9 protein-coding genes are annotated in these 11,778 nt (G+C 74.5%); 1 reads left to right on the top strand and 8 read right to left on the bottom strand.

The window, feature by feature from the left end; genetic code table 11:
* Window positions 1–136: 136 nt before the first annotated feature.
* The 7 genes from LN042_RS16645 to LN042_RS16615 all read right to left on the bottom strand — a co-directional run bounded on the left by LN042_RS16645 (window position 137) and on the right by LN042_RS16615 (window position 6,550).
* On the bottom strand, window positions 137–1,414 hold the full coding sequence (locus LN042_RS16645; RefSeq protein WP_230052008.1) for an ROK family transcriptional regulator: 1,278 nt from the start codon (window positions 1,412–1,414) through the stop codon (window positions 137–139).
* Window positions 1,415–1,456: 42 nt separating this feature from the next.
* Entirely contained in the window at window positions 1,457–2,098 is a 642-nt protein-coding gene (locus LN042_RS16640) for a hypothetical protein (RefSeq protein WP_230052007.1), read from the bottom strand.
* A gap of 25 nt (window positions 2,099–2,123) precedes the next feature.
* On the bottom strand, window positions 2,124–3,095 hold the full coding sequence (locus LN042_RS16635; RefSeq protein ID WP_230052006.1) for a WXG100 family type VII secretion target: 972 nt from the start codon (window positions 3,093–3,095) through the stop codon (window positions 2,124–2,126).
* The gene (locus LN042_RS16630) at window positions 3,092–3,406 is read right to left on the bottom strand and encodes a hypothetical protein (protein ID WP_230052005.1); all 315 of its coding nucleotides are present in this window, start codon (window positions 3,404–3,406) and stop codon (window positions 3,092–3,094) included. Before LN042_RS16630 ends, LN042_RS16635 begins: the two co-directional genes overlap by 4 nt.
* 102 nt (window positions 3,407–3,508) lie before the next feature.
* A complete protein-coding gene (locus LN042_RS16625; RefSeq protein ID WP_230052004.1) occupies window positions 3,509–3,847 on the bottom strand; it encodes a P-II family nitrogen regulator in 339 nt (112 codons plus the stop codon).
* A 93-nt stretch (window positions 3,848–3,940) separates the two neighbouring features.
* Complete coding sequence (locus LN042_RS16620; RefSeq protein WP_230052003.1) at window positions 3,941–5,062, bottom strand: tetratricopeptide repeat protein; 1,122 nt, start codon at window positions 5,060–5,062, stop codon at window positions 3,941–3,943.
* 99 nt (window positions 5,063–5,161) lie between these two features.
* Window positions 5,162–6,550: a helix-turn-helix domain-containing protein gene (locus LN042_RS16615; RefSeq protein ID WP_230052002.1), complete on the bottom strand. Its 1,389-nt coding sequence runs from the start codon at window positions 6,548–6,550 to the stop codon at window positions 5,162–5,164.
* A 999-nt stretch (window positions 6,551–7,549) separates the two neighbouring features.
* Between LN042_RS16615 and LN042_RS16610 the strand changes: the two genes are divergently transcribed.
* Window positions 7,550–8,521 (top strand): phosphatase PAP2 family protein, encoded by a 972-nt coding sequence (locus LN042_RS16610; RefSeq protein WP_230052001.1) that lies wholly within the window; start codon window positions 7,550–7,552, stop codon window positions 8,519–8,521.
* Window positions 8,522–8,556: 35 nt separating this feature from the next.
* On the opposite strand, the gene LN042_RS16605 is transcribed toward LN042_RS16610, so the two are convergent.
* A complete protein-coding gene (locus tag LN042_RS16605; RefSeq protein WP_230052000.1) occupies window positions 8,557–11,583 on the bottom strand; it encodes a bifunctional [glutamine synthetase] adenylyltransferase/[glutamine synthetase]-adenylyl-L-tyrosine phosphorylase in 3,027 nt (1,008 codons plus the stop codon).
* Window positions 11,584–11,778 lie beyond the last annotated feature (195 nt).

The raw sequence follows: 11,778 nt of genomic DNA, 5'->3' as shown, positions 1-11,778 counted from the left end.
TTGCGCAGATCCTATGACGACGTCGGGGCCCGCAGCGGTTCCGACCTGACGGCCCACCGGGCGAGCTTCGGCGGGACCTCGGCGGACAGGCGCGCCTGGTCCGACCGACCGGACCGGGCCCGGGCGCCGGCCCGGGTCACAGCAGGCCGAGCGCGCTGAACGGCTCGGTGATCACCCGCTCCAGCACCGGCACCGCGGAGGAGCGCACCAGGGTCCGGGCACCGAAGTCGGCGGGCACGATGTCGGCGGCGACCGGGGCCCCGCGGTGGCTGCGCTCGGCGACCTCGGCGCGCAAGTCGTCCAGGTACTCGTCGGCCACCAGGATCCCGCCGGCCAGCACCACCCGGCTCGGGTTCACCAGGTCGACCAGGGTGGCGATGGCCCGCCCGGCCCGGCGGGCCCGGCGGCGCAGCAGCTCCTGGGCCCGCTCGTCGCCGCTGCCGGAGCCGGCCGGGCGGGCGATCGCCACCAGCCGCTCCAGGTCCAGCGGGCCGCCGGTGCCGGGCTGCCGGGCCGCCTCCAGCAGGCCGACCGCGCGGGCCTCGGCCAGCAGCGCGATGTCGCTCGCCGCCACGCCGAGGCAGCCGGCGCCGCACTCCGGGCAGCGGACCGACGGGTCATCAGTGGCCGGCAGGTGCTCGATCCCGCCGGCCGCCGCCCCCGGCCCGCGGTGCACGGTCCGGTCCACCACGATCGCGGCACCCAGCACGTTGCCCAGGAACACCAGCACGAAGTCGTCGACCTCGCGCCCGACCCCGAACCACAACTCGGCCCGCGCGATCGCCCGGACGGTCTGCTCCAGCACCACCGGGCCGGGCAGCCGGTCGCCCAACTCGGCGAGCAGCGGAACGTCGCGCCAGCCCAGCGGGCCGTGCTCGACCACCAGCCCGCGGGCGCCGTCCACCCAGCCGCCGATGCTCACCCCGGTGCCGACCAGCCGCCGCCCGCCCAGCCGCTCCCGCAAGAACGCCTCGATCGCCTCCACCGCCCGCCCGACCAGCTCCCGCGGGCCGAGCCGCGCCGGGTCGGCCGGGTGCACGACCTCGCGTTCCGCGATGATCCGGCCATCCAGCCCGACCAGGCCGAAGGTGGTGCGCAGCAGGTCGATGTGCACCCCGAGCGCCACCGTGCGCTCGCCGTCGATCCGCAGCGGCACCCGCGGCCGCCCGTGGGTCGGCTCGACGGGCGCCAGCTCGGCCAGCAGCCCGGCCCCGATCAGCGCCGCGGTCAACTTGGTCACGCTGGGCGCGGACAGTCCGGTGTGCCGGACGATCTCCGCGCGCGACACCGGCCCGTACGCGAGCACCGCACGCAGCACGGCCGAGGCGTTTCCCTGCCGCATGTACTCGGCCCGCTGCCCGGTGGTGATCAGCCCCTGGGGCCGCTGGTCCCGCTGCGCACCGCTATTGGTCACGTTGGTCACCCTCCTCCTCCGGCACCCTATTGGTGCCCGGAGTCAGGCGCGGCCGGCCAGCAGGGACCGAAGCACGTCGTTCACGAAGTGGCGGCACTCGACGGCGAGGAGGGAGCCGTCGGTGAAGCGGATGTCGACCCGCCCCGGCTGGCGCCATGGCCTTTCCTTGGGCGCACCGACCACCAGTTGATCCAACGCCAGCTCACCGAGGCGCTCGCCGCTCCCGGGGTGCAGCACCAGGACCCGCCGGTCGGTGAAGACCAGGACGGCCTCGTTGTTCTCGTGGTAGCGGTGGGTCGACGGGCCGGTCCGGACCATGATCAGGAACCGCCCGGCCTGGCTGGACCAGCCGCCCCGGAACGGGAGGCCGTGGGGGAACTTCCGGAAGAACCGCAGGACGGCGCTGACCGGCTCGAGCACCGCGATGACGACGCGGTCCAGGCGCTCGGTCGGGCCGCGGCGCCAACCCCCTGGCGGAGCCGGCTTCGTGGCACGCAGCCGCCGGGGCACGCGGTGCGGCGCGAAGACGTCCACCGTGACCTCCGTCGCGCCGCGCTCCCGTTCCGGCGGCCGCAGCCAGGGGGAGATCACCTCGTCGAGCTCTTCCCGCCGCGCGCGGACGCGCCCCGCTTTGAAGGCCTCCCAACGGGCGTTCTGCCGCGCCACCCGCGTCTGCTTCGCCATGGCCGTGACTCTCCTGCCGCCGGGGTCAGCCGGGGGCCCGCTCCGCCCGGCTGCCGGGCACGTGGTAGGGCGGCGGCGGGTCACCGGCTCGCTCGCCCGCGTCCGAGATCAGCCCGCGCGCCGGCGATCCCGGGTCACCGGTCATACCGGTGACCGCTTTGACGAGCGGCTCGGTCAGCCCGGCCGTGAGCGGCTTGAACAGGAGTTGCCCGGCAAGGTTGGAGCCCGTGTAGGCCGCCGGATAGGTCAGCGGGTTCCAGGCCACCTTGCCGCCCGTCCGAAGGGCCTTGATGACGGTCCGGACGTCCTTGGACTCCTGGTAGGCGCCGCAGACCCCCTCGGCCTCCCGCATCGCCTTCAGGGCTTCGTCGAGCTCCTTCAGGGCCTCCCCCAGCCGCTCCGACACCGCCGAGACCCGGGCGATGAAGACCGCCATCTCCTCCTCCGCCACCAGCGTGTCCACGATCGTCGCCAGGCCCATGGTCAGGAAGTCCGCGATGGCGCCGGCCGCCAGCGTGACCGCGATCCACTCGATGGCCTCGCGGATGACGGCGATCACCGCGTTCTCGGCGAACCGGCACTCGGCGGCCGCGCTGCCGAGGAGGCCGGCGGTGGCGTCGGCGTCGTCGGCGGTGGCGTCGATGGCCTCCACCACCCGGCCCAGGCGGGTGCCGAAGGCGTTCGAGGCCTTGCCGTGCCACTGCCGGGCGACCGGGGCGGCACCGCGGCGCAGTGCCTCGGCGACCTCGCGCAGTGCGGCGGCCTGGTCCTGCCAGCCCTGGGCAGCGGCCATGAGGGCCTGCGGCTGACCGGTGACCCCGTCGAGCCGGTCCAGCAGCCCGGTGGCTTCGAGCACGCCCTTGACCACCGAGTCGATGCCGGAACCGATCGCGCCGGGGTCGGACGCGGGAAGCAGCGGCAGCGGGGTCGGCGGTGCCGGGGTGGCGCTGATCCACGCGTAGGCGTCATCGCTGCCGACCCGGTCGGGTTCCTTCACTGCCGGGCCCCGAACAGGCCGGCCAGCTCCGCCTCGGCGGCCGTGTAGTTGGCGGCGGTGGTGTGCAGGCCGACGGCGATGGCGTCCAGGCAGTCCACCAGGTCGCCGGTGTTGCGCTGCTCGGCGTCGGCGTGCTCGGTGTACGAGGCGTGCAGGCCGGCGGAGCCCGGAAGCTTGCCGAACGCTCCGGCCGGTACCTGGATCCGGGCGAGCGCGGCCTTGATCGGACGCAGGGCTTCGCACTGCCCGGCCACCACCGAGCCGTATCCGACGAGCGCGGTGGGGACGACGTGGACGTCAGGTAGCCGCATGGCTTCCCCCGATCGAACGGGTGACACCTAGGATGAGGGATCCAGGGTGGCACGCGGTCACCCGTTCGTGCCGCCTTGTACGTCCACGCAGTTGACGCCGGGTCAGATCGCGTCCGGCCCCCGTTCTCCCGTCCGCACCCGGATCAGGGTGTCGACGGGGACGGCCCAGACCTTGCCGTCGCCGATCCGGCCGGTGCGGGCGGCCTGCACGATGGCGGCCATCACCCGTTCGGCGTCGTCGTCCTCCACCACGGTCTCCAGGCGCACCTTGGGAACCAGGTCGACTCGGTACTCGGCGCCCCGGTAGACCTCCGTGTGGCCGTGCTGGCGGCCGTAACCGGTGGCTTCGGTGACGGTCAGCCCGTGGACGCCCAGCTCCTGCAGCGCGGCCTTGACGTCCTCCAGCTTGAACGGCTTGAGGACGGCGGTGATCAGCTTCATACCGCGTGATCGTAGGCGCTCGATGCCCGATTCGGCCGCCCACCAGGCCCTTTACCAGATACTTGACAGCATTTGACAACCGTGGGCCGGCGCTCAGGAGAGCGCCCGCCGCCGTCCGGTCGCCGGCATGGACGCGGCGGGCAGGCCCAGCACGGTCAACGCCGTCTGATAGGCCGACATCGCCTCGTCCGGCTGCTGCCGCTCGGCCCAGACGTCACCCAGTTGGCGCCACAGCACGGCCACCGGGCGGTCCGGCGCCGCCCGGCCCAGCAGCGCCGCGCAGCCCCGCAGCTCGGCCTCCCCCGGCCCGTCCTGGCCGGCCAGCAGCCGGGCCCGGGCCGCGACCAGGGCGAGTTGCGCCCGGTGCGGCCAGAACGGCCGGCGACCGCGGTCCAGCAGGGCGCGCCCGCGCTCCACCCAGGCCAGCGCCGCGTCCGGGTCCCCGAGTTGGACCAGCGCCTCGGCGTGCAGCGCCATCGCCAGCACGGCCTCGTGCGTCTGGGCATGGTCCGCCAGGACCGGATGCGCGGTGGCGAGCAGTTCCACCGCGCGGCGCGGCTCGCCACCGGCCAGCAGCACCGACGCCAGGTTCACCCGGAGCATCCCCTGGTGCCGCTCGTTGTCCGCCTCGGCCATCAACACCAAGGCGCGCTCGGCGAGTTGGAGAGCATCCGCGAGACGGCCCTGCTCCCGGGCGATCACCGACCGGTTCCATTCCACCGCACCCCTGGCGACCCGGGAGTCGGCGCGCTCGGCGAGCGGCAGCAACTGCTCGGCCAGCAGCTGGGCCGAGGTCAGGTCACCGCGCACCACGTAGCAGCCCATCAGGGTGGAGCCGAGCTGCACGTGCTCGTGGATCGGCTCGACCTCGGCGGCGGCCAGCTCGCGCAGTGCCCGTTCCCCCAGGTCGATGCTCATCCCATGGTCCCCGACGTCCCGGTAGCACCGGCACAGCGCCACCGTCAGCAGCGCCCAGTCCGCGCTGCCCGGCACCGCCTCGGCCGCGGCCAGCAGCTCCCGGTACTCGGTGATCGCCTCCTCCAGGCGTCCCAGCTTCTCCAGCGCCCAGGCCTGCCCGCGGCGGGCCCGCCAGGCGGTGGCCCGGTCGGGCGGCGGGTCCGCGGCCAGCACCTGCCGGAAGGCCGCCAGCGCCGCCGTGTCCCCGCCGGCGCGCAACGCCAGTTCGGCGAATGCGGTGTCCAGCCGAAGTGACACGGTTCCCCCCAAGGTGACGGGCCACCGACGCCGCGGGCACCGGCGGTCCGCCCCAGGCTACCCGCCAACTCACGTTCGAACCATGGGCGTCAAGGCCGACTACCGGTGAACTCCGTGCGCACTCGGCACGGCAGGGCGCAGCACCGCGGGCAGCGGCGCGGCGCCGGACAGCCCGGCCGCGGCGAGCCCCTGACGGTAGGCCCGCATCGCCGCCTCGGAGTCCTGGTTGTTCAACCACAGGTCGCCGAGCGCCCGCCAGGCCTCGGCCAGGTCGCGTCCGGCGGCCAGCCGGGGGCCGTCCAGCAGCCGTTCGGCGGTGCGCAGCGAGGCCACCGCCTGGTCGGGGCGGCCCTGCAGCCTTCGGGCCTCGGCCAGTTGCAGCCAGGCCCAGACGCCGACCCCGGTCGGCTCGGCGCCGGCCAGCTGCAGCGCGCGTTCGGCGTGGGCGGCGCCCTGTGCGTACTCACCGAGCATCACATCGGCCCTGGCCAGGCTGAGTTCGCAACCTGCGCGGTCCAACATGCGGCCGTGCAGGGCGAGTTCGCGGCCGGCCGAGGCGAGGTAGCTCTTGGCCCGGTCCGGCTCCGGCTGCGACCCGTCCAGCAGCAGCGAGCCGTAGCCGGCCTTGAGGAGTCCCAGACAGCGGGCCATCTCGTCCTCGGCGGGCAGCGCCAGGGCGCGTTCCGCCAGGGTCAGGGCGAGCGCGGTGTTGCCGGCCGACCGGGCGCGGCGGCTGGCCGCCTCGAAGGCGGTGGCGCGCACCGCGGGGGTGGCCGGCCGCTCGGCCTGCGGCAGCAGCCGGTCGGCCAGGCAGCGGGCGGCCCGCAGGTCGCCGTTGCGGTGGTGCGCCTCGATCAGCACCACGCCCAGGCCCAACTGGTCCTCGGTGGGCTCGCTGAGCACGGCGTCCAGCCTGGCCAGCGCGTGCTCGCCCGCCTCCACCGCGCTGCCCGGCTCACCGGCCAGCAGGTGGCAGCGGCAGAGCGCGACGGCCAGCCGCAGCCACTCGACCGAGCCGGGCCCCAGCGCCGTCTCCTGGTAGAGCCGGTGCAGCTCGCCGAGCGCCTCACCGGGCCGGCCGAGCCGCTCCAGGGCGTCGGCCCGGGCGATCATGGCCCGCCGCAGGGTGGGCCCCTCGGCGGGCGGCTCCTCGGCCAGCACCGCCTCGCAGACCGCCAGCGTCCGCTGGTAGTCGCCCTCCCGCAGGGCGAGTTCGCCCAGGGTGACGCAGAGCAGCAACTCCCGCTGGCGCTCCCGCTCCTGGCTGCTCTCCCGACCGGTGCGCAAGTACTCCACTGTGCACCCTAGTTCGCCGGCCAGTCGGCGCAGGATGGCCGGGGTGAGCGGCCGCTTGCCGGACTCCAGCAGCGACAGGTAGCTGACCGACAGGCCCTCGCCGGCCAAGTCGCTCTGCTTGAGGCCGCGCTCGCGGCGCAGATCGCGAAGGCGGCGGCCGATCTCCATCGTGGCGTCCTGCCCCGTATCCATGCGCGTCCTTGCGTTCGAGTCGTCAGGAGTCGGGTCGACCGTGTTCGCGCAGGCCCGTCGGCGGCGGGCCTGCGCGCAACTCGCCGTCGGCCGGCGGGGCGACCCGCACCCGACTTGACTTCATTGTTTACAGGATTGACAACGCCTCTCCAACCCCACTGAAGCATCAATTGACAGAAAGTCGGTGCCCTTATCCGGACCCGACTTCCTCAATTGCCGCTGATCACCGGCCCGATCAGCGGCAACCCCGGTCCCGCCGCCTTCCGTGATGACGCGCGGCCGGTCGCCGACTTGGTACTCGATCAGTACGGAGCCGATACCGACTGGGCGTTGCGGGAACACCGCCACCGTACGTGCAGGAACCGTGAAGATCCTCGGGCTGCTTGATCCGGAGGAACCGGCAGTACCGCTCGACGGGCGCGCTGCTCCGCGCGAACGGCCCGAGCCGGCCGGGGGGTTGTCCAGCCGTGCGGCGGCAGCGGACCACCTCGACCGGTTGCGGCAGTCGGCAGCCCCGCCCGTCGCGCTCGGCGCGCCGCCGGTGGACACCTCAACAGCAGCTCGGCCGACGGAACTTCGGCTCAGCAACCGAAGACCCCGCCGCACCGGCCGGACAGTTGTGCTCGGGCGGCACGGCGACGGCTCCCGGCCGGCGACCGGTGGGGCGGCGGCGATGCCGAAGGGGCGGCCCGGGAGCGGCGGGTGGAGCCACCCCGGCCGGTTCGCGCGGCCGCCGCAGGCCGGCCGGCCACCGCCGCCATCCCGTTGCCGGCCGAAGCCCCTTGCCCGCCAAGGGACTCGCCTCGCCCGGCTCGTCGCGGCGGCGTAACAATGGAATCCGATGTGTGTCCCTCCGACGCGTCGCCATCGGGCGTACCGTGCCGACTCCCCCGTCCCGACTGGGGGTGGTCACCTAGTACCGCGGGAGGACAGTCGGTGACGAATCCACGACCAGAGGATGATCGGACGGCCACAGAACGTCTGGCAGACTCTTCCCCCATGGGGGAATCGACCATCCACGCGCCAGGCGGTGATGACACCGCCGCACCCCGTCACGGCGATTCCGTCCAGACCCCGGGCGGCCCGGCCGCCGAGGCCGCGGACGGAACCGGCGGCAGCACGGCCGTCAGTTCGGCCGACTCGCTGCGCCGCCGGATCGCCCGCGCCCGCCGCGGACCCAAGCGGCCCCGACTCTGGTTCGAGATCGCCCTGATGGGCATCACCTACTGGCTCTACAACATCGTCCGCAACGCCGTGCCGCAGCAGGACGCACTCGCCCAGCGGCACGCCTCCTGGGTGTGGCACACCGAACAGGACTTCGACGTCGCCGTGGAGCGCTGGGTCAACCACACCCTCGACCGGGTGGGCTGGTTGATCACGGGGATGAACTACTACTACGCCACACTGCACTTCATCATGACGCTCGGGGTGCTGATCTGGCTCTACCGCAGCCACCCCGGGCGCTACGCGGCGTCGCGCCTGGCCCTGGCCGTCACCACGTTCATCGCCCTGATCGGGTTCTACTTCTTCCCGCTGGCGCCACCCAGGCTGATGAACGGCGGCGGCTTCGTCGACACCGTGATCGCCCACCACACCTGGGGCTCCCTGGCCTCGGGCGCGGCGGCCAGCGTCACCAACAAGTACGCGGCGATGCCCTCGATGCACATCGGCTGGTCGCTGTGGTGCGGGCTGAGCATCTTCTTCCTGGCCGAGCGCCTCTGGGTGCGGGCGCTGGGCCTGGCCTATCCGGCCGCCACCCTGGTGGTGATCATCGCCACCGCCAACCACTTCTGGATGGACGCGGTCGGCGGCGCCCTCTGCCTGGCCATCGGGTTCCTGGTCACCCGGCTGGTCTACCACCGCTGGGCCTACCAGTTCCCGCAGATCCCGGCGTCCTGGCAGGCCGGGGCCGAGACCGGCACGCTGCCGGAGCAGCGGCCCACCCCGGTGGGCGTCCGGGTCGGCCGCTGACACCGGTCACCCGCGGGCCGCTCGTACCAGCGGGCTCACCCGTAGAAGACCCGCTCGACCACCGAGCGGGCCTGCCGGGTGATCCGCCGGTAGTCGTCCACCAGCTCGCCGGTGCGGCCCCCGCCGTAGCCCAGGTAGCGGGCCACGCCGGCCAGCTCGCGCGGTCCGCTGGGGAAGCTGTCCCCCGGGCGGCCGCGCACCAGCATCACCGCGGAGCGCACCCGGGAGGCCAGCACCCAGGCGGTGTCCAGCACCTCGCCGTCCTCCGCGTTCAGCAGTCCGGCCCGGACGGCGGCCAGCAGCGCCTGCCTGGTCCGGGTGGTGCGCAGTCCGGGCAGCTCGTGGCCGTGCCGCAGCTGGAGCAGCTGCACCGTCCACTCGACGTCGGCCAGACCACCCCGGCCGAGCTTGGTGTGGGTGGTCGGATCCGCCCCGCGCGGCAGCCGCTCGTTCTCCACCCGTGCCTTGATCCGCCGGATCTCCCGCAGATCGGCCTCCGACACCCCCTCGACCGGGTAGCGCAGCGGGTCGATCAGCTCGACGAACCGCTCCCCCAGCGCCTTGTCCCCGGCCACCGGCTCGGCCCGCAGCAGCGCCTGGCTCTCCCAGACGTGCGACCAGCGCTGGTAGTAGGCCTGGTACGAGCCGAGGGTGCGCACCAGGGCACCCTGCCGCCCCTCCGGCCGCAGATCGGCGTCGACCAGCAGCGGCGGCTCGATGGCCGGGGCCGCCAGCAGGGCGCGCAGCTCGTTGCAGACCGAGCGGGCCGCCGCGGTCGCGTCCCGTTCGGTGCCCGGCAGCGGCTCGTGCACGAAGAGCACGTCGGCGTCCGAACCGTAACCCAGCTCATGACCGCCGAACCGCCCCATCGCGATCACCGCGATCCGGGCCGGCAGCGGCTCGCCGTGCCGCCGCTCCCAGTCGGCGACGCAGCCGGCCAGGGCGCCCGACAGGGTGGCGGCGTTCAGATCGGTGAGCGCGCCGGAGGCCAGCTCCAGCGCCTCGGCCGGATCGTCGCCGAAGCGGCCGAGCAGGTCGGCGGCCGACGTGCGGAACAGCTCCCGCCGGCGCACCGAGCGAGCCGCCGCCACCGCCTGGGCGGCACCCGGCGCCCGGCCCACCGCCGCCAGGATCTCGCCCTCCAGCGCCTCCCGGCCGCGCGCCGCCAGACCGCGCGGATCGCCCAGCAGCGCCACCGCCTCCGGCGCCCGCAGCAGCAGGTCGGGCGCCAGCCGGCCGGCCGACAGCACCCGGGCCAGGTCCTCGGCCGCGGCGCTCTCGTCCCGCAGCAGCCTCAGGTACCAGGGTGTGCGGCCGAGCGCGTCGGAGACCTGGCGGAACCCCAGCAGCCCGGCGTCCGGGTCGGCCGAGTCGCTGAACCTGGCCAGCAGCACCGGCAGCAGGGTCCGCTGGATCGCCGCCTTCCGGCTGACCCCGCTGGCCAACGCCTGCAAGTGGCGCAGCGCGGCCGGCGGGTCGGCGAAGCCCAGCGCCTCCAGCCGGGCCTGGGCCGCCTGCGGGGTCATCGCGTGCGTGCCCGGCGTGACCGCCTCGCCACTGGACAGGCTGGCGACCGCGGCCAGCAGCGGACGGTAGAAGAGCTTCTCGTGCAGCCGCCGGACCTCCAGCGCGTGCCGCTTCCACTCCCGGTTCAGCGCGGCGACCGGGTCGGCCCGGGTGTCGTCGTTGATCATCGGGGCCAGCGAGCGGGCCAGCCGGCGCAGGTCGGCCGGATCGGTCGGCATCAGATGGGTGCGGCGCAGCCGGTGCAGCTGGATCCGGTGCTCCAGGGAACGCAGGAACCGGTAGGCGCTGTCCAGCGCGGCGGCGTCGGCCCGGCCCACGTAGCCGCCGGCGGAGAGCGCCTTGAGCGCGGTCAGGGTGTTGCCGCTGCGCAACTCGACGTCGGTGCGGCCGTGCACCAGCTGCAGCAGCTGGACCGAGAACTCCACGTCGCGCAGGCCGCCCGGCCCGAGCTTGAGCTGCCGGTCCAGCTCGGTCACCGGGATCGCCTCGACCACCCGGCGGCGCATCTGCTGGACGTCGGCGACGAAGTTCTCCCGCTCGGCCGCCTGCCACACCATCGGGGCCAGCGCCGCCACGTAGGCCTCGCCCAGCTCGGCGTCGCCGGCCACCGGGCGGGCCTTGAGCAGTGCCTGGAACTCCCAGGTCTTGGCCCAGCGCTGGTAGTAGGCGAGGTGGCTGGCCAGGGTGCGCACCAGCGGGCCGTTGCGGCCCTCCGGGCGCAGGTTGGCGTCCACCGGCCAGATGGTGCCCTCCCGGGTGGTGTCCGAGCAGAGCCGCATCATCGCCGCGGCCAGCCGGGTGGCCGCCTGCAGCGCGCGGCTCTCCTCGACCCCCTCGCGGGCCTCGGCAACGAAGATCACGTCCACGTCCGAGACGTAGTTCAGCTCCCGGCCGCCGCACTTGCCCATCCCGATCACTGCGAGCCGGCAGGCGTCGGCGGCGGCCGGCTCCCGCTCGCTCGCGATCTGCAGGGCGGTGCGCAGTGTGGCGCCGGCCAGGTCCGCCAGTTCGGCCGCGGTCTGCTCGAAGTCGGCGGTGTCGGTCAGGTCGCGCGCGGCGATGGTGAGCAGGCAGCGCCGGTAGGCGACCCGAAGGGCGTCGGCGGGCTCCGCCGACGAGTCGCGCACCTGCCGCTCCAGCTCCTCGCGGAAGTCGGCGGTGCCCGGATGGATGTCGCGCAGCTCGAAGGTGACCAGGGCGTGCCAGTCCCGCGGGTGGGTGGCCAGGTGGTCACCGAGCGCGGCGGAGGCGCCCAGCACGCCCAGCAACCGGTCACGCAGCGGCTTGGACGCGGTCAGGGTGTCGCGCAGGGCCTGCCGCTCGCTGCCCGGGAGCGCCTCCAGCAGGCGGGCCAGGCCGAGCAGCGCCAGGTCCGGGTCGGCGGCGGCGCCGAGCGCGTCCAGCAGGATCGGATCGTCCGCCAGGCCCGCCAGCGCGGGTGCGCCCAGTCGGCGGACGGCGGCCTCCGGGTCGGTGAAGCCCCGGCGGACCAACCGGTTCTCCGGTCGGCTGAGGCGGTTCCCGGCAGCGGACATGCGCCCTCCCGTCGCTCCGTGCGGCTTCACTCGATCATCTCGCACCTGCCCCCGTCGATCACCCGGCGCACTTGCCGCAGTCGGCCATCTGTGCGGGTCAGCGTGGCGGGCGGGCAGTGCGTGCGGGTGAGGGTGACCGGCGGGCACGCGAGGCGGGTGGGGGTGGCCGGCGGGCATGCGTGCGGGGCCCGACCG

This window comes from Kitasatospora humi, from assembly GCF_020907985.1.
Taxonomy (GTDB): Bacteria; Actinomycetota; Actinomycetes; order Streptomycetales; family Streptomycetaceae; genus Kitasatospora; species Kitasatospora humi.
The sequence above is the reverse complement of the archived record's forward strand: the minus strand, read 5'-3'. Positions and strand labels throughout refer to the sequence as shown.

Coding starts and splice junctions, on each gene's coding strand:
- LN042_RS16610 (WP_230052001.1), top strand. CDS start 7,550: ATGGGGGAATCGACCATCCACGCGCCAGGCGGTGATGACACCGCCGCA.
- LN042_RS16605 (WP_230052000.1), bottom strand. CDS start 11,583: ATGTCCGCTGCCGGGAACCGCCTCAGCCGACCGGAGAACCGGTTGGTC.
- LN042_RS16640 (WP_230052007.1), bottom strand. CDS start 2,098: ATGGCGAAGCAGACGCGGGTGGCGCGGCAGAACGCCCGTTGGGAGGCC.
- LN042_RS16625 (WP_230052004.1), bottom strand. CDS start 3,847: ATGAAGCTGATCACCGCCGTCCTCAAGCCGTTCAAGCTGGAGGACGTC.
- LN042_RS16630 (WP_230052005.1), bottom strand. CDS start 3,406: ATGCGGCTACCTGACGTCCACGTCGTCCCCACCGCGCTCGTCGGATAC.
- LN042_RS16615 (WP_230052002.1), bottom strand. CDS start 6,550: ATGGATACGGGGCAGGACGCCACGATGGAGATCGGCCGCCGCCTTCGC.